We start from the raw sequence: 17,750 nt of genomic DNA on the forward strand, positions 1-17,750 counted from the left end.
GCCACGGGCCCACACCAGGGAATTCGCACCCTATTGACCATCGCTGTGACCCAGGTTACTTTCAGTCGGAGTTCCCGATTGCAACTAAGAGTTCGTAATTATGAACTCCACTTTCGGGATTGCTCCGCCTCTCCGACGAGCCACCTGAGGAGCTCCGATGACCATGCAACTTCCCCCCGACAGCGTGGCAAGACCGGACTCCGGCCCTACCCACACGGCGACCCCCACCAAGAAAATGCGTAAGGTGGCCTTCGCCAGCTTCATCGGGACGGTCGTCGAGTTCTACGACTTCAGCATCTACGGGACGGCGGCGGCTCTCGTCTTCGCCGGCGCGTTCTTTTCCGCCCTCGGCGACCAGTCGGCGACCGTGGTGTCCTTCGCGACGCTCGGCGTGGCCTTCGTGGCGCGCCCGCTCGGCTCGATCCTGTTCGGCCACTACGGCGACCGGCTCGGGCGCAAGCGCACCTTGATCGCCACCATGGCGTTGATGGGTGTCGCAACCGTACTGATCGGCCTGCTGCCCACCTCGTCGAGCATCGGCGTGCTCGCGCCCATCCTGCTCGTGGTGCTCCGCATCGCCCAGGGCCTGGCCGCCGGCGGCGAGTGGGCCGGCGCCGCCCTGTTCACCTCCGAGCATTCCCCGAAGGACCGCCGCGGCTTCTGGGCGATGTGGACCAACCTCGGCGGCGCCATCGCGAACGTGCTCGCGCTCACCGTGTACCTCATCGTGGCCGTCTACATGAGCGACAGCACTTTCACCTCATGGGGCTGGCGCATCCCGTTCCTGATCAGCGTGGTCCTCGTCGCCGTCGGCCTCTACGTGCGGCTACAGATCGAAGAGACGCCCGCGTTCACGGCCGAGGCACGACGCCGTCGCGACCACGGCGGCCTGCCCTTCATGGAAGCCTTCACCCACGGCTGGAAACGGATCCTGCTGGGCTCCGGCGCGCTGGTGATGGCCTTCTCGCTCGGCTACATCGGCATCGCCTACCTCACCAACTACGGCACCGCGACCCTCGGCCTCAGCCGGCCGGCCGTGCTGCTGGCGGGCATCATCGGCAACCTCGTGAACGGCCTGTTCTGCGCCCTCGGGGGGACGCTCTCCGACCGGTTCGGCCGCCGGAAGGTCCTGCTGGCCGCCAACACGCTCGGCATACCGTGGGCGCTTCTGCTGTTCCCCGTCCTGGACATCGGCGGCATCGGCGCGTTCTACGTCGGCCTACTGGTCACCTTCATGCTCGCCGGCACCGGCTTCGGCGTCGCCGGCTCCTTCCTGTCCGAGCTGTTCCCCACCCGCTACCGCTACACCGCCGCGGGCCTGTCCTACAGTCTGGCCGGCGTTCTGGGTGGCGCCATTCCCCCGCTGGTAGCCGCCACCATCATCGGCGCCTACGGCGGTTTCTTCTTCGGCATCCTGCTGGCCGTCTATTGCTTCCTCGGGCTCCTGTGCACGCTGGCTCTCCGTGAGACGCGCAACAGCGAATTGGTGGGCGCATGACGTTGTCAGTCACGGCGCTGTCCGTAGGACGCGTCTTCGGCCTGCAGAAGCCGTCGCTCACGTACCTGCGCGGATGGGGGGAGACCATGGACATCCCTTTGATCATGTTCGTGATCCGGGGCGACGGACCTCCCGTGGTCGTCGACACCGGCGCCGACCCAGCCCGAGCGATCGCGCATCACGGCATCCGGATGGAGCAGACGCCGGAGGAGGAGCCCGCCGCGGCTCTGCGGTCGCTGGGAGTGGACCCGGGCGAGGTAGGGGTGGTCGTGAACACCCACCTGCACTGGGATCACAGCTCCAACAATCATCTGTTCCCGAACGCCCGCATCGTGGTGCAGCGACGGGAGATCGACTACGCCTCGCAGCCGGTGCCCTGGCACCGGCGCCAGTTCGAGCATCTTCCCGAGCTGGCGGCGGCGTGGCGGCGCGCCGAGCACCGCGTCGACCCGGTCGACGGCGACGCCGAAGTAGCTCCAGGGGTGTCCGTGGTGGCCCTGCCCGGCCACACCCCGGGCTCGCAAGGCGTCGTCGTCGAGGCCGCAACCAAGCGGTACCTCCTAGCCGGCGACTGCATCGACCTCTACGAGAACTGGGCGGGCGACGCCGAGGACCGGCACATCCCGTCCGGATTCTTCACCGACATCCTCGCGTACGAGGAAAGCCTCAACCGCATCGAGAAGCTCGGTTGTGAGGTCGTGCCGAGTCACGACCCTCTGGTGGTCGAGCGCCGCGAGTTCCGGTGACACCGGACGACTGAGTCACCACGCCCACGCGGCAGCGGGATCCGGGAGCCCGGCGTGACGCCGGGCTCCCGGATGCGATCCTGCGCTCAGCTCGCCGGAGCCAGGCGGTACACCAGCCCGGCCGCGTCGTCGGTCACGTAGATCGCGCCGTCCGGTCCGGGTATAGCGTCCACGCTGCGTCCCCATCGAGTGCCGTCCGCGTTCTGGAATCCGGTGACGAGGGCCTGGGGCGGGGTGAGGGTGCGCTTGCGATAGTCCCAGGCGCTGTAGACGACGTACGGCTCACGCGGCGGCTGGCGATTCCATGATCCGTGCGCCGTGATCAGCGCGCCCCGGGCCAGCGACTTCGGCAACGCCGAGCCCTGGGTGAAGGCGAAACCCAGTGGGGCGCTGTGCGCGGGCAGACCAAGTGCGGTGCGCTGAACGGTCGAACAGTCGAGCGCCGCGCCGTCCGGATTACGTACCGGCTGGGCGACATAGCCGATATCGGTGAGGTCCGTGTTCCCGGTGGTATCGGGCACGCAGTAGGGCCAGCCCAGCTCCGTGCCGGGGGTGACCCGCGCGACCTGGTCGACCGGGTTCTCGTTGATGTACGACGGGACCCGCTGGCCGTACTGCCCGGTGTCGTCTCGGAACGGGTAGGGCTGGTTGTCGGCCTGGTTGACCGCGGTGAACAGCGTGCCGTCGGGCGCGAAGGACAGTCCCGAGCCGTTGCGGACCCCGGTGGCGATGGTGCGATTATCGGTGCCGTCGAGGCCGACCTGGGCGATGGTGGCCCGCTGCGGCGTGGACGTGCGATCGATCGGGTCGTCGTTGGTCTGCGATCCGACGTTGTAGAAGATCTGGTTGCCGCGGATCACCACGGTCTTGCTGCCGTGCCCACTGCTGGGAAGCCCGTCGAGGATCACCCGCTCGTTCGACACGCCGCCGGCCACGTAGTCGTATGCGACGATCCGGGTCTGTTCGGCGACCACGAGGATGTGACGGCCGCGCTGCTTGGCGAAGGCGACCCCTTGCGGGTTGCTCAGGCCCTCGAGCAAGACGGTCTCCGCCGGCCCCTGGCCGCCAGATGCCGGAGTCAGCAGCGTCACCGTTCCGGTGTTTCCGGTGGACACCAGAAGGCGGCCGTCGGGTGTCCACACCAGACGTCGTGCCCCTGGAATGTTCGCCCAGACTTCGGCGGACCAGCCCTCTCGCAGGTTCAGCGACCGCCCGGCGGCGGCGCCGGGGTCGACACCGCCGGCCACCGTGAGAGCCACCGGCGTCAGACTGCCAGGTTCCGGCGCCGAGGAGGCGGCGGTCAGCGTCGGATCATCGCCGCCGTTGCCCGCCGTGTAGGCGCTCAGGGTCAACACCAACCCGAGTGAGAGCGCCGCCGCGGCGGAGGAGCGGCGTCTCCGCTTGGCATCGGGTGGTGCGGCATCCGTAATGAAAGTTCGCACTGTTGCACCTCTCCTTGAGGGGGCGTCGATCGCGTACGTGCCAACCAGCCATCGACGTTAATCAACGCGTTGGTCACCGTGGGAGGCCCTGCCAGTAACCCCCTGAACCGCTGCCGCAAGACATAGACGATTGACTTTGCGTGCTCGGCTCGCTACACATACTCGTATATCCGTGTGACAGTTCGTATATACGGAGGTGGCGCTATGGTGTCGAGACGCTCTGCGCAGATCCGCATGCTTCGTGCCGCGCTGGCCGCCGTAGTTGTCATCGCCCTTCACGCCGCCCCGGCGACAGCGGCAGCAACCGAGGAAGTCCCGGTCACCACCACCAACGGGCTGCTTCCCGACGGCATGGACTGGAGGGTCGCCATGCCGGACCGCGGATGGAACGGCACGCTGCTTCTGGACCTCGACTTCGCCACCGGAGGAGTCGGCAGCAGCTACTCCACGCTGTTCAACCGCGGCTACGCCGCAGCAGGCATCCGGCGGATTCCCTTCGAGCTCGGCGGCCGCGATTCGCGGGTATCAGCTGCGCAGCTCATCCAGGTCATCGACGTCTTCACGGAGCTCTACGGCAAGCCGCACCATGTCATCACCACTGGCGGCTCGACCGGCGGCGTAGTTGCGGGATACACCATGGAGCGCTACCCCGACCGGATCGACGGTGCCGTCGCGAACTGCACCGTGCCCGGCTACATCCCCTACCTCACACCGAGGCTCAGTGCCCTGTTCGCGGCCAAGGTCTTCTTCGATATCGATCTGCCGATCGTCCAGCACCCCGGAACGAACTTCCAGCGTGACGCCGACAGTTGGCGGGCGGCGATCGATGCGGCGCAAGCCACCCCCGAAGGCAGGGCACGCATCGCGTTGGCGCTGACGCTGGGCCAGATGAACACCTGGACCAACACGGCCCTGCATTCGCCGGACGTCAACGACCCCAACCAGGTGCAGACGTACATGTACGACACGCTGCGCAACCTCTACGCCTTCGACGTCAATACGCGCCGCAACCAGGAACAACAGGTCGGCGGACAAGCCTTCAACTGGACCACCGGGTTCGACTACCGGAAGATCTTCTCCACGATGACCCGTCCCGAACAGCAGGCGGCGGTGCGCACGTTCTACAAGCGGGCCGGTTTGAATCTGGCGGACGACTTGAAAAAGATCAACAACGCTCCGCGCATCAAGGCCGATCCGGCCGCGGTCAAGGAGATCCACCTTCACGGCGACTACACGACCAAGCCGAAAAGGCCCTTCCTGATGAACAACCTGATCGGCGACCCACTGGTGCAGCCGGTTGCGAACTTCGGATATCTCCAAGAGGCCCAGAAACACGGAAAGGGGCATCTGGTCAGGCTGATCCATGTCAACGGCGCCGGCCACTGCTCATTTCAGGCTAACGAATCCGTGGCGGCCATCGAGATCATGAACGAGCGCGTACGCACCGGTGTCTGGCCGAGCACGTCGCCCGCCGCGCTCAACCGTCGCGCCACCCAGATCGACCCGGCTCTGACTCCCCGCTTCATCGAATACCAGAATCCCAAGTTCGCCGGCGGCTTCTGGTCACACGACCGATACAGGGTGAACAACTAGCTGTTGCGCGGACACACTGCGGGCCGAGGACTACATTCCTGCGGCGCGATCTGCCACCGGCTCAAGCGGCGATCGACGCCCCGGACCAAACGTCCATCGACGTCGCGGCCCACAGTGTATAGGTAGGGATTCCGGCCTCGGGCGGACGACGCGCGACATCCACGCTTTGGTGATCGGCGGCAGACGGAGCGAAATGAGCCCTTCGCATCCAAGTGATTTGGGGAGTACTGACAGGGACCCCCAGCAGAGTCGTCACCTCGTGCTGGGAGCCACACGCGGCGGTAGGTTGAGATCATGGAGTACACACGTCTGGGAAGCTCGGGCCTGAAAGTCAGCCGGATCGCGCTCGGGTGCATGAGCTTCGGCGAGGCCGGCCGCGGCGCCGACCAGTGGTCGCTCGACGACGAGGCCGCCGAGCCGATCTTCCGGCAGGCCGTCGAGCTGGGCATCACCTTCTGGGACACGGCCAACGTCTACAGCCTCGGCTCCTCGGAAGAGATCGTCGGACGGGCCATCCGCAAGTACACCAACCGCGACTCCATCGTGCTGGCCACCAAGGTCTACTTCCCCGTACACGACGGCCCGGGCGGCTCCGGGCTGTCCCGCAAGGCCATCCTGGAGAACATCGACGCCTCGCTGACCCGCCTCGGCACCGATTACGTCGACCTCTACCAGATCCATCGCTTCGACCCCGACACCCCGGTCGAGGAAACCATGGAGGCGTTGCACGACGTGGTCCGCGCCGGCAAGGTCCGCTACCTCGGAGCGTCGTCGATGTGGGCGTGGCAGTTCGCCAAACTGCAGCACGCCGCCGACCTGGGCGGATGGACCCGCTTCGTATCCATGCAGAACCAGTACAACCTGTTGCAGCGCGAGGAGGAGCGGGAGATGTTCGGTCTACTCGCCGACCAGGGCGTCGGCTCCCTACCGTGGAGTCCCCTGGCGAAGGGCCGCCTGGCGCGCCCCTGGGAGGACATGAGCACCCGCCGCTCCGAGGTCGACCCGCTGCACGCCCGGTACGCCCCCGAGGAGAACCGGCCCATCGTCGACACCGTGCACCGCATCGCCGAGCAGCACGACGTCCCGATGGCCCAGATCGCGCTGGCCTGGGTCCTGCACAACCCGGTCGTCGACGCCCCCATCGTCGGATCCACCAAACCTCAGCACCTCGCCGACGCGGCGGCCGCGCTCGACATCGACCTGACCGAAGACGAGATCGCCGCGCTCGAGGAGCACTACACACCGAGGCCGCCTTCAGGCTACTGACACGTCCGGACGGCTACCGAATTGCACCACGACAACCGCTATCCAGTGCCGGTCCGATGACGATGCGACCAGCATGGGAACCACTGCGTCCGACTCACGGCAAACGCCGTCACCCGCCCGGGTGACCGAGTTGCTCAACCAGGTCGCGGGCCGGCGCATCCACCTGCTCAGCGGGATCACCATCCCGCTGTATGTGGCCGGCGCGGTGGTGACCCACGGCGCGGCACGCTGGATTCTCATCGTGATCGGCGCGTGCATGACGGCTGCCGTCGCGTTCCCACGTCTGGTGACAACATCCGGCGAAGGCCCGCGCCGGACGATTCCGGCCGCGCTGGTGACCGCCGTGTGGGGTTGGCTTTCGTTCGACCAGCCCCAGCTGGCCACGACCGTCCTGGCGGCAACGATCTTGTACACCGCCCTCATGTCGTCGCGCCAGCACGCCAAGATCGGCATCCTCGTCATGCCCGCCGCCTACCTCGCTGGGCAGTGGATATCCGGGACCCATGATCGGTGGGTGCTGCAGAACCTCGCGGTGGCTCTCACCCTCGTCGGTACGGGCGCTCTACTGGTGTGGATCCGCATCTTGGCCGAGGACATGATGGCCGCCCGGGCGCAGGATTTGGCCGAGGCCAACGCTCGATTGGAGGAGCTCACTCGCATCGACCCGCTGACCGGCCTGGCCAACCGGCGTCGCCTCGACGAGACCCTCGACGACGTGTGGAGGTGGGCGGCCTCCCACCGAGAGCCGATCAGCGTGGTCATGGTCGATGTCGACCATTTCAAGCTGTACAACGACACCTACGGACATCCCGCCGGCGACGCCTGCCTGCGGGACATCGCCGCCCAGCTGGCCAAGAACACCCGTGGCAACGACATAGTCGCCCGCTATGGCGGCGAGGAGTTCTTCGTCGTCCTGCCCGGCACCCACCTCGACACCGCATGCCAGGTCGCTGAACGCGTGCGCGCCGGCGTCGCCTGTCTTCAGCAACAGCACGCATCGTCGCCCTCTGGCTTCGTCACCGTGAGCCTTGGCGTCGCCTGCATGGTTCCCGCCGACGGTGACCAGGTCGGCCATCTGCTTCAGCGGGCGGATCATCAGCTCTACGAAGCCAAGCATGGTGGCCGTAACCAGGTCAGCCCGGCGCCGGAGATCCTCGCCGGGACGACTGCACGGCCATAGGCAGCGACTCCGCGCTTGGGGGTCCCTGCGAAAACCCCTCTGGGCAGCATCTCCCTCAAGGCCGCGCGGTCGCGTTCCCTGAAGGGTATGAGGAAACGTACGTCAATTCTGGCCCTCATCGTGGTGCTGGCCGGCGTGATCGTGATCGTCGCCGCTTCCAGACGTGGCGGTTCCCGCCCGGTGACCGCGCCCGCCGGCGCCTCCGTGACCAGCCTCGCGCCGTCGGCCGACCTGCCCGCGGAGTTTCAGAACACTCCCGCCGGGCAGCAGGGGCGGGTCGTGCGAACCGATTACCGCATTCGCCGGGACGAACGGACTGTGGCCAAGCACGCTTATGTGTATCTGCCCGCCGGCTACGACCAGCAGGACGAGCAGACCCGATACGACATCCTCTACCTGATGCACGGCGCCGGAATGACCACTGAGAGTTTCTTCGGTGGCACCGGACAATCCACCGGGCTGAAAAACGTCCTCGACCACATGATCGAGCAGCGGCAGATTCGGCCGACGATAGTCGTCACGCCCAGTTTCTATCCTGACGGCAATGCGAGCCTGGATCTGCACTACGCCGGCCAACTGGACCGGGAGTTCCCCCGCGAGCTGATCACCGGGCTGATGCCGGCCGTCGAGGGCGCCTACCACACTTACGCAGCGACCACGGACGCGGCGGGCTTCACCGCGTCGCGAGCACACCGGGCCTTCGGCGGCTTCTCGATGGGCGCGGTCACCACCTGGTATGTCTTCATCGAAAATCTCGACTACTTCCGATACTTCTTGCCGATGGCCGGCGACTGCTGGGTCGTGCAGGACTACGGCGGCACCTCCGAGCCGGCCCCGCGGACCGCTGCCGCCCTCGACCAGGTCGTACGAGAGTCCGGCTACGAACGCGACGACTTCCTGATCGCGGCCTCGGTCGGTTCATCCGACGGCACGACCTACCAGATGGATCCGCAGATCAGTGAGATGCGCAAGCTCACGCGCAGCTTCGACGACGGCAATCTGCGTTACGCCAAAGACCCTGGAGGTGGGCACGACCTGGAGTCGATGACCAAGCAGTTCTACAACGCGATCCAGCTCTTCTTCTGACCCAACCCGCCGGTGCGCAACTTCGCCTTGGTGCCTCACGCGCGGTGAGGCAGTTTCCGAGGTTCGCTGGTTGCTGCGCCTCAAGAATCGTGCTGGCGCGTCGACCTATACGTGCCGCGTCGTGGCACCGGGCGGGCACCAGAGCCCTTCCCGCACCGGATCAAGCGATCCTGATTCGAGTCCGGTAGCCCGGCGCGCGGACAGCGGCAGATCCGGACGTCTGATATGAGTTCGTTGCCTGCGATCGAACAACGTCGCGAGGCCCGTCTGCTCCCAACGGCTGACTCGACCGTCGCCGTCCGCGACAAGGCTGCCGTCGCGGCCTAGCAAGGTCAGGGTGATTGCGATCGTCTCCCGCTATACCCGGTCGGCGCAGCATGCTCACGCTCGAGCGGGCGATAGGTTCTCCTCCGGTGTCAGCGACGGCGTTCGTATCTCGTCCGCACCTCGGCGAGAGTTTCCTTTCCCTCACCGATGCGCCAGAAGGTCCAGCCGTTCGCGGATTTTCCGTTGAGGACCGCTTCGGCTGCGGCGGTAGGGGAAGGGAACGGTTCGCCGCTCGCGGTGCGGATCCTGCCGTCGCCGAGCAGCGTCGCGCGAAACATTTTTCGGTTACGTGTGCCTGCGAGGCCCGTGTCGGGTGCGAGCATGCCTTCTCGGATGAGTTCGGCGAGGGTGACGCGCGACCTTTGCCGCTGCCTGGCCCTTGGAGCGGCGGCCGGTTCTGTCGGCAGGATCAGGCCGAGCAGGTCCGCCGCCCAGATCTTCTCAGCCATGGCCTTGAACAACCGGCTACGGGATTCCACGAATTCGGGAATGGGCACGGATTCGTCGTAGGCGCGGAAGTCGAGGTTCTCGTCCTCCCGGAGCCGGCGGAACCGAACTTCACCACGCCCGTAGCTGTCGGGGTGCAGCGAGCCGGCCAGCAGGTAATGGCTGCGGTATGCACTGAGCTTGTCGGCAAGGCGTAGGGCGCCGAGGCTCGCGTTGTCCGAGCCTTCCAACAGGACCAGGGCGCCCAGCCGGCTGCGCTGGCGGGAGTAGGCGTCGCCGTCCGGGAGTACGTCGCGGTATTCGGCGTGCCTGCTGGTGAAGAGATGTTCGACCTCGTGGCCCCGGCCGTCGATATGGCTGAGCATGTGCACGGCGCGGTCGCCGCGGCCTGTGCGTGATTCCAGCCAGGCGGTAAGCCGGGCGAGGAAGTAGACGACGAAAGGCCGGTTTCCGCGCTCGCGGTAGCGCAGCGTCAGCACGCCGCCAAAACGCGGGTACCAGTCGGCTGCGGCTTTTCCCAGGGCGACGGCGAGGTCGTGGACCGTCCGGGATTCGCGTACCGCCGGCCGCATTTCGCCGACCAGTTCGTCGATCTCGGCCTGCCCGTAGTTCTCTGCGACCAGGCCGCGGGTGACGACGAACAGGTCGAGGAAGTTGGCGACCAGGGTGGCCTTGCGGTGCATGACGTCCTCGTCGTCGCCGGATCGGATGGCGGCCATCGTGAGGTCGAACTGCCGGATGATGCCATTGGAGGTGTTGAACCAGGTGCCGAGGTGGCCGTCTACCGGTGCGGCGGCCCAGCGCAGCAGATCCGCGTAGAACGGGTAGAGCGGCTGGAGTTCCTCGGTGAAGAGCATGGCGTGGTCGCCTGTCTTGTAGCGCGGCCAGATCGCGTCCTCGTGCCGCACGAGCCATTCGTGCGGTGCCTCGTCGAGGGTGATGCCGTCACCGTCGTCGGGGTGCAGGTGGAAGTAGTGCGCTCGCAGTACGCCGCGTACGAAGTCGAGCGTCGCGTCCTTCGCCACGGCGTCGAGGGTGGCCTGCATGGACTGCCAGCCGGCGTCGTGCACGCCCGGATCGGGTAGCGCGTCGCTGAGCAGATACTGTTTCAGTAGGTCGAGTGGGGTCAGTCGGACGCCGCGGTCGTTCATCGCCACGAACATCTCGAGCGCGCGGTTGGGGTCGCCGGCGTCGAGTTCGACCAGTGACACCCGTTCGAGCAGCCAGGTGACGAAGTTCGGTAGCGCCTCGCCCGGCAGGTTCTGCAGGCAGAACTGGGTGACGTCCTGGTAGGCCTGGAACACCCGGACGACGTCCGGGCCGCCGTACGCGCCGAACTCGTTTCCGTTGAGCAGGTCGTTGAAGCAGGCGCGGTAGCCGATGTCGGTGATGGTGAATTGTCGCCGGACGGGGTCGCCGCCGAGAATTAGCGTCCGCAGATGAGCGCTCTGGTCCCTGGTGTCCTCGCGCGACGATGTCAGGTGGTAGAGCCGGATCAGCAGGAGAAGGAGGGTGACCACCCGCTGTTGCCCGTCGGCCAGGTATTTCCCGTCGGCACGGCGATAGGTGATGACCGAGCCGAGAAAATAGGGCTCGTAGGTCATGGCATCGGCGACCTGGTGGTTCTGCTGCCATTCCCGCTCAAATTTCCTGACCAGGTCGAGCATCAGTTTTTCGACCTGGAGCCTTTCCCAGGCGTAGCGGCGCTGGAAATAGCCGAGACCGTAGGCGTTTCCCTCGAAAAGCATGCGCACCGTCGCGGGTCCGGCCTGCACGATCTCTTTCGGGTATGGTGATCCGGACATGACGTCCCCCAGCGAACTCAGGAAACCGGTTCGGCCTGCGCCTTGAGGACGACGATCGGTTTACCTATTCCGGTCCAGATGAATCCACAGCGCCTAATTCTGACGCGCTCTCCGGCGCGGGCATTTCCTTCGTGCCGCTCGGCGGTGAAGTCCACGGTGGCACCAACGGGACCGATTACGTCCAGCCGATTGTCCTGGGCTTCACGCATCAGCCATGCCACGATCTCGGGGGCCTTCTGGTCCTCGGCGGCGAGCTGGTCGGCGCCTGCCACGACGTCAGCCAGCAGTGTGACCTTCTCCCGTGCGCTCTGCTCAGTCCAGTCGGGCCTAGCTCTGGAACCCGAGTTCTCGACCGCGGCCAGCACATTCTTGATTGCCTTGACATACGGTTGCACGATCCAGGTACGGCTGGATTTCAGGGCCAGGCTGGTCAGCTCGGTCAGCGCTTTTTCCGAGGTGACTGTGACGGGCGACCATTCGTAATGGGTCTTGTCCGGCCGGACGATCTGCGGATGCTCGGCGAGCCTTTTCTGCGTCGACTTCCATCGACGGTTCACGGTGGCAGGATCGGCGCCAGCCCGGACGATCACCTCGCGGACATCGCGGAGCTGAACCGGGTGTCCGGCGCGTTCGATGACTTCCGCGAACACGGATTCCGCGTCTTTGTCGAATCGATCGAGCAGAGCCACGCCGTCCACCTTCACCGTCGGCAGTGCAATTACCGAATGTGGCGTCGTTATCGACCCACGGTTACATCATAAACATCGATCGATGATCGCCGAGGTGTCGTCACCGCGACAATGTCGTCGCCTTCCGATCAAGGGACGGATCAGGTATGCCGGGCCGGACATGATCTGGTCCCAGCCGACGATCAAGCGAGGAGGAGCGCCGTACTGCGACTGGCGCCATCTGGCTCGGCCAGCAGGTCCGACCGTTTGTCAACGAGCGCCTTGATCGCGTCTATGGCCACGTCTAGGGCTTTGTAGCACAGCGGGAACTCCGTCTCCTTCAACGGGCGGTTGCCGTGAACCACGCTACTGCGGAGGCTGTAGATCTTCGCTAGCTCAGTTCGGAACGTTCGCCGCTCACTTAACGTCGGCTTAAGCAGTTTCGCGAGGCAACTCGTTACGCGGAATGTCGGCTCGCCCTCGGAGGTGCCGAACAGTTTCTCCCAGGCGATCACCGAGTCGATCAGCACGTCACCCGGCTCCCTGCGTTCCGCCGTAGCCTTCAGCACCCGGGTGAGGGCGAGTTCGATGTACCTGACGTCTGCGGCGCCCAGCAGCCGATACCAACTACGCCAGCTCTCCACCTCGTGGTGCGTCAGGATTGCTGGCACAAGCCCCGAGCCGATCCGCGGATCCTGATACTGCGGCCCGATCGAGTCATTGAACGGCTCATCGACGTACTGCCAGGTGGGTACCACGTGCACCCTGGGCGTGCGCTCGCAGGCGAGAAGAATACTTGCCCGGACACGAAGGAGTGTCAGTTCCAACTCCTGTGGCGGCGGTACTCGGGATTGCCAACTCTCGATGTCATCATCGATCTTCGCGAGCCAGGCCTTGTAAGGGAACGGGAAATCCAAGACGAGGTCTCCGTCGTAGTTAATGGTTACCCGATTGCCGATATCGTCTGATGCACCGTGAAGTTGTTGGCGCAACAAGGTCGGCGCGAGCCGTCGATCCTCCTCGGAAGCCGGCCGAATGATCCCGTCGTGCCCCAGGTCGAGGTGACAGTCTTCGGGAAGTAAGACGCCAGTGAGGGCGACACGGGCGACGACAGTAGAGGTACGCCCGCGAAATATCCTCCGGGCGATCGCGAGTTGCTCGAGCGCATTCGCGGCGAGGCCGGATTCCGTGGTGGTGAAGGTCGCCCGTGCCCGGCGCCAGGCCGCACGAAGGAGCAGGCTTGCTATGTCGTCGAGCCAGACGGAACGGCCGTGCCCGGTATTCAGATACATGGTGGCGAAGAGGCCGCGTCCCGCATCCTTGCGCGAGAAGGCGGCACGGACGTCGACATCGGCTTCAGCGGCAGCAACGAAATCAGCCCACTGAGGCAAGGACCGAAGTACTCGTTCGAAGCGTGGGTTGCGCTGGTCTGCCAAGAATCGAACGTCCGACGTCACCCAGGACGGCAGAGTGCTGGGCAGAAGCAGGGCCGGGTAAGCGCTCAACGCCAGTTCGACCATGGACTGTTCAAACTGATCCTCACCATCCTGCACCAAATCGTCAGCAGGTGACCGTTGATGAAATGACCAGGCTCGGGTGCGGCCGTCCTGACCGACCTCCATCAGCCAGTCGACCAAGCGCTCCGGATCGACCGTATATTCGAAGTCCTCGTGCGGGTTCGGCAGACCGATGATCTCATAAACACTTTGCAGCACTCTGAGTTGATGGGCGCTGTGTTCCCAATGTTCGGAAAAGACGAGATTTAGATCTTCCGTGGTGCAGTTAAGGACGTATGCGAGTAGCGGCCGCCCCAAAACGTCCTGCAGCCACCGCAAGGCGTAGTCGTCAAGGACCGCGCGTTCGTCGTTCACCGCCGCATCGTCGCATGCTGTTGGGCACAGGTCGACTCGGCGAAGTACACGGCAGATTCAGTCGGTCGTAGCATTTGATCTTGGTGGTTCGGTGGGACAGGATGCCCGCCGTGCGTGTAATGCTGACGACGGCCGACCGTGAAGAGATCTCCCGCGGACTCGCGGAAGGCTTGCTGTATAAGGAAATCGGCATGCGGCTCGGCCGGAACCCGTCGATCGTGTCGCGGGAGGTCGCGCGGCACGGCGGCCGGGCCGGCTACCGGGCGGTGGCCGCGGACACGGCCGCCGCGACGGCCCGGACCCGGCCGAAACTCCTCGCGGTCGAGCGCTCCCAGCGGTTACGGACAGTCGTGATCGAGCGGCTGCGGGCCGGATGGTCGCCGGCCTCGATCGCGGGTCGCTTGCCCGACCTCGTACCTGACGATCACGCTGTGCGGGTGTCGCACGAAGCCATCTACCAGTGGGTCTACGCCCAGCCTGTCTCCACGCTCGCAAAGGAGTTGATCCGGCTGCGGACCGGCCGCCCGGCCCGCCGCTCCGGGCCGCGACCCGAGCCGGCACCGCGTATCCGCGAGCCCCGCTACCTCGACGAACGTCCCGCCGAGGTCGAAGGCCGGGCCGTGCCCGGACATTGGGAGGGCGATCTTGTCATCGGTAAGAACGGCAAGACCGCCGTCGCCACGCTGGTAGAACGCAGCTCCCGGTTCCTGATCCTGGTCCCGCTCACCGGCCGGGACTCGCTGAGCGTCACCGAAGCCGTCATCGCCGCCACCGGCAGCCTCCCGGCACAGATCCGCCGCTCGCTGACCTGGGACTGCGGCGCCGAAATGGCCCGCCACGCGGCGATCACGGCCACCGGCCTGCCGGTCTTCTTCGCTCACCCGCACAGTCCCTGGCAGCGTGGCAGCAACGAAAACCTGAACCGGATCGTGCGGGAGTACTTCCCGAAAGGCGTCCCGATCACGTCCAGCCCCGACTACCTCGCCCGGGTCGCCGCCGAAATCAACGACCGGCCACGTAAAATCTTCGACTGGAAGAAACCCTCCGAGATATTCACCGAACTCGTAGAGTCACATGCTTCCACTGACTGAATCTGCCCACCGGCACCTATCGAGATCGCTCACGACGGCGGCCTCGCACCGACGCTCCCGGCAGCGGATGGCTCGCCGTAGCAGAGGCCGTGGTCAACGCTCAGCACACCACGCCGGCTCGTTGCACAACACTGCCGCAGACCTGCGATCGCAGCACCAATCCCGGCCAGCGTTGCTCCGAGGCCCATGGAGACACGGCTGGAGGCCAGCTTGCGACCACGCGGCCAAAAACGGTGGGTTTTCGGTGGGTGACCTTGACCCAACAAAAACGGTGACCTGCGTTTCCGCAGGTCACCGGCATCTTTTGGTCGGGCTGACAGGATTTGAACCTGCGACCCCTTGACCCCCAGTCAAGTGCGCTACCAAGCTGCGCTACAGCCCGCCGCCACCCGGTACCTACACCGCGCGGCAACTCCGAAAGCTTACCAAGCCCTACCCATGAGCCTTACCCCGCCCCCCAGGCCCCGTCTTCTTCCTCGGCTTCACCGAGATCTCGATCGGCGACCCCTCATATCCGAACTCCTCGCGCAGCTTCCTCTCCACGAACCGGATGTACCCCGCGTCCAGCGGCCCGGTTGTAAAGAGCACAAACCGCGGCGGCGCCACCCCAGCCTGGGTAGCAAACAGAATGCGCGGCGCCCGCCCACCCCGTACAGGGTGAGGTGTGGCCTGGGTAAGCGTCGTCAACCACTGGTTCAAAGCCCCAGTAGGCACCCGCTGCTCCCAAGAATCGAGAGCGCGACGCAGAGCCGGCGCCAGCTTGTCCACCGCGCGGCCGGTCTTGGCCGAGATGTTGACCCGCACGGCCCACGGGATCCGCTTGAGCTCGCGGTCGATCTCCTTGTCCAGGAAGATCCGGCGATCGGCGTCGACCAGGTCCCACTTGTTGAAGGCGATGACCAACGCACGGCCCGCCTCCACGACCTGGGTCAGAACCCGCTGGTCCTGCTCACTGATGACCTCGGAAGAGTCCAGCAGCACGACAGCCACCTCGGCCGCCTCCACCGCACCCGCCGTCCGCAGCGACGCGTAGTACTCCGTACCCGAAGCCTGATTCACCCGCTTGCGCAGCCCAGCCGTGTCGACGAACTGCCAGACCTCCCCGTCCATTTCGACGAGGCTGTCCACGGGATCGACTGTGGTGCCGGCGACCGAATCGACGACCGCCCGCTCCTCCTTGGACACCTTGTTCAGCAGCGACGACTTGCCCACGTTGGGCCGGCCGACCAAGGCGACCCGGCGCGGCCCCCGCGGCCCGTCCTCCACGATCGGTGGCGGGTCGGGCAGCGCCGACAAGATGTCATCCAGCAGGTCGCCCGACCCGCGACCGTGCAGGGCCGAGATCGGATGCGGCTCCCCCAGCCCCAGGGACCAGAGCGAAACCGCCTCCAGCTCCAGGTTCTGGTTGTCAGCCTTGTTGGCGACCAGGATCACCGGCTTGTGCGACCGCCGCAGCATCTTCACCGCGGCCTCGTCCACATCCGTGGCTCCGACCGACACGTCGACCACGAAGACGACCACGTCAGCGGTCTGCACGGCCATCTCGGCCTGCCGGGCGATGGCCGCCGCGCGATCACGCGCGTCCGGCTCCCAGCCGCCCGTGTCGACGACCGTGAAGCGGCGCCCGTTCCACTGCGCGTCGTACGGCACGCGGTCGCGGGTCACCCCGGGCACGTCCTCGACGACCGCTTGGCGGCGGCCGATGATGCGGTTGACCAGGGTGGATTTGCCGACGTTGGGGCGGCCGACCACGGCGACCACCGGGACGGGACCTTCGACGACATCCACGGAGAGGAGCTCCGCGGGAGAGTCACTCACGACTTCACCTTGCTGTTCAAAAGATTCAGGAGGTACGCGACGACCTCGTCGATGCCCATCTCGGAGGTGTCGACCTCGATGGCGTCGGACGCCTGCTTCAGCGGATCCGTCGCGCGGGAAGAGTCAAGCTTGTCACGCCGCAGCAGTGAGGCTTCGGTCGCGGCCACATCAGCGGCGTCTTCGGCGCTGCGCCGGCGGGCGCGGGCCGCCGACGACGCCGTGAGGTAGACCTTGAGGTCCGCGGAAGGGGCGACGACGGTCGCGATGTCACGGCCCTCGACGATGATCCGGGGCTGGCCAGTGATGATCGCCTGCTGGAGGGCCACCAGGTGCTTGCGGACAGCGGGAACAGCCGCCACCGCGGAGACGGCCTGGGTGACCTCGACCCCACGGATCGGGGCGTCGACATTCACCCCATTTGCCGCGAAGCTGGGCGCCGACGGATCGGTGCCGATCGACAGCTCGGTCTCCAGCGCGATCTTCGCGATCGCGTCGGGGTCGCCGAGGTCGGCTCCGCCCTGCAGAACGGCCCAGGTCACCGCCCGGTACATCGCTCCGGTGTCCAGGTAGACCCCGTCGATCGCGGCCGCCAGACGCCGGGAAACGGTGGACTTGCCGGATCCGGACGGGCCGTCGACAGCGACAACACACTTTTCCGGCCGTACTTCTTCCGACACCGTTCCTCCAGGGTTTGCCCGCCCGACCAACCCTCCCATTGTGCCCGCACCGACCCGCCGCCGACGAACCAGGGGTTTGCCAACGGTCAAGGGCAAGATCAAGACCGCGGATGTACGCCACCACAGGAAGCCCCGGCGTCAACGGGCCCGGCTAGCTGCAACTCGGCCTCTCTGCCGCGGCTGCCGGGCTGTCCTGCGACGAAAGCCGAAAACCGCCGATCTCGCCCCCGCCCGG

General features: G+C 66.0%; 13 protein-coding genes and 1 tRNA gene. 7 read left to right on the forward strand and 7 right to left on the reverse strand.

Annotation, left to right across the window (positions count from 1 at the left end):
- Nucleotides 1–244: 244 nt before the first annotated feature.
- The gene (locus ACQP2X_RS35975; RefSeq protein WP_498689586.1) at nucleotides 245–1,498 is read left to right on the forward strand and encodes an MFS transporter; all 1,254 of its coding nucleotides are present in this window, start codon (nucleotides 245–247) and stop codon (nucleotides 1,496–1,498) included.
- The gene (locus ACQP2X_RS35980) at nucleotides 1,495–2,244 is read left to right on the forward strand and encodes an N-acyl homoserine lactonase family protein (RefSeq protein ID WP_498689587.1); all 750 of its coding nucleotides are present in this window, start codon (nucleotides 1,495–1,497) and stop codon (nucleotides 2,242–2,244) included. The genes ACQP2X_RS35975 and ACQP2X_RS35980 overlap by 4 nt, the downstream gene beginning before the upstream one ends.
- Before the next feature lie 86 nt (nucleotides 2,245–2,330).
- On the opposite strand, the gene ACQP2X_RS35985 is transcribed toward ACQP2X_RS35980, so the two are convergent.
- Nucleotides 2,331–3,599: a PQQ-dependent sugar dehydrogenase gene (locus ACQP2X_RS35985; RefSeq protein ID WP_498689589.1), complete on the reverse strand. Its 1,269-nt coding sequence runs from the start codon at nucleotides 3,597–3,599 to the stop codon at nucleotides 2,331–2,333.
- A 291-nt stretch (nucleotides 3,600–3,890) separates the two neighbouring features.
- On the opposite strand from ACQP2X_RS35985, the gene ACQP2X_RS35990 reads away from it, so the two are divergent.
- From ACQP2X_RS35990 to ACQP2X_RS36005, 4 genes are all read left to right on the forward strand, one after another.
- On the forward strand, nucleotides 3,891–5,279 hold the full coding sequence (locus ACQP2X_RS35990) for a DUF6351 family protein (protein ID WP_498689592.1): 1,389 nt from the start codon (nucleotides 3,891–3,893) through the stop codon (nucleotides 5,277–5,279).
- A gap of 294 nt (nucleotides 5,280–5,573) precedes the next feature.
- Complete coding sequence (locus ACQP2X_RS35995; protein ID WP_498689594.1) at nucleotides 5,574–6,545, forward strand: aldo/keto reductase; 972 nt, start codon at nucleotides 5,574–5,576, stop codon at nucleotides 6,543–6,545.
- 121 nt (nucleotides 6,546–6,666) lie between these two features.
- Nucleotides 6,667–7,725 carry a GGDEF domain-containing protein gene (locus ACQP2X_RS36000; RefSeq protein WP_498689595.1) on the forward strand — a complete coding sequence of 353 codons (1,059 nt, stop codon included), beginning with the start codon at nucleotides 6,667–6,669 and terminating at the stop codon, nucleotides 7,723–7,725.
- 87 nt (nucleotides 7,726–7,812) lie between these two features.
- Nucleotides 7,813–8,811: an alpha/beta hydrolase gene (locus tag ACQP2X_RS36005; protein WP_498689597.1), complete on the forward strand. Its 999-nt coding sequence runs from the start codon at nucleotides 7,813–7,815 to the stop codon at nucleotides 8,809–8,811.
- 416 nt (nucleotides 8,812–9,227) lie between these two features.
- Here the strand turns inward: ACQP2X_RS36005 and ACQP2X_RS36010 are convergent, their stop codons facing one another.
- From ACQP2X_RS36010 to ACQP2X_RS36020, 3 genes are all read right to left on the reverse strand, one after another.
- Nucleotides 9,228–11,390, reverse strand: coding sequence for a restriction system modified-DNA reader domain-containing protein (locus ACQP2X_RS36010; protein ID WP_498689598.1), 2,163 nt, complete (start codon nucleotides 11,388–11,390; stop codon nucleotides 9,228–9,230).
- Between the two features lie 17 nt (nucleotides 11,391–11,407).
- Nucleotides 11,408–12,079: a hypothetical protein gene (locus ACQP2X_RS36015; RefSeq protein WP_498689600.1), complete on the reverse strand. Its 672-nt coding sequence runs from the start codon at nucleotides 12,077–12,079 to the stop codon at nucleotides 11,408–11,410.
- Nucleotides 12,080–12,261: 182 nt separating this feature from the next.
- Nucleotides 12,262–13,929 carry a hypothetical protein gene (locus tag ACQP2X_RS36020; protein ID WP_498689601.1) on the reverse strand — a complete coding sequence of 556 codons (1,668 nt, stop codon included), beginning with the start codon at nucleotides 13,927–13,929 and terminating at the stop codon, nucleotides 12,262–12,264.
- Nucleotides 13,930–14,048: 119 nt separating this feature from the next.
- Between ACQP2X_RS36020 and ACQP2X_RS36025 the strand changes: the two genes are divergently transcribed.
- A complete protein-coding gene (locus ACQP2X_RS36025) occupies nucleotides 14,049–15,020 on the forward strand; it encodes an IS30 family transposase (RefSeq protein ID WP_498689603.1) in 972 nt (323 codons plus the stop codon).
- A 305-nt stretch (nucleotides 15,021–15,325) separates the two neighbouring features.
- Here ACQP2X_RS36025 and ACQP2X_RS36030 read toward each other — a convergent pair.
- From ACQP2X_RS36030 to cmk, 3 genes are all read right to left on the reverse strand, one after another.
- Nucleotides 15,326–15,402 (reverse strand) — tRNA-Pro (locus ACQP2X_RS36030).
- A 50-nt stretch (nucleotides 15,403–15,452) separates the two neighbouring features.
- Nucleotides 15,453–16,838, reverse strand: a complete 1,386-nt coding sequence (gene der / locus ACQP2X_RS36035; RefSeq protein WP_498689604.1) for a ribosome biogenesis GTPase Der — start codon at nucleotides 16,836–16,838, stop codon at nucleotides 15,453–15,455.
- Nucleotides 16,835–17,515 (reverse strand): (d)CMP kinase, encoded by a 681-nt coding sequence (gene cmk / locus ACQP2X_RS36040; RefSeq protein WP_498689605.1) that lies wholly within the window; start codon nucleotides 17,513–17,515, stop codon nucleotides 16,835–16,837. The genes der and cmk overlap by 4 nt, the downstream gene beginning before the upstream one ends.
- Nucleotides 17,516–17,750: the final 235 nt, after the last annotated feature.

This window comes from Actinoplanes sp. CA-131856, from assembly GCF_050956135.1.
Taxonomy (GTDB): domain Bacteria; phylum Actinomycetota; class Actinomycetes; order Mycobacteriales; family Micromonosporaceae; genus Actinoplanes.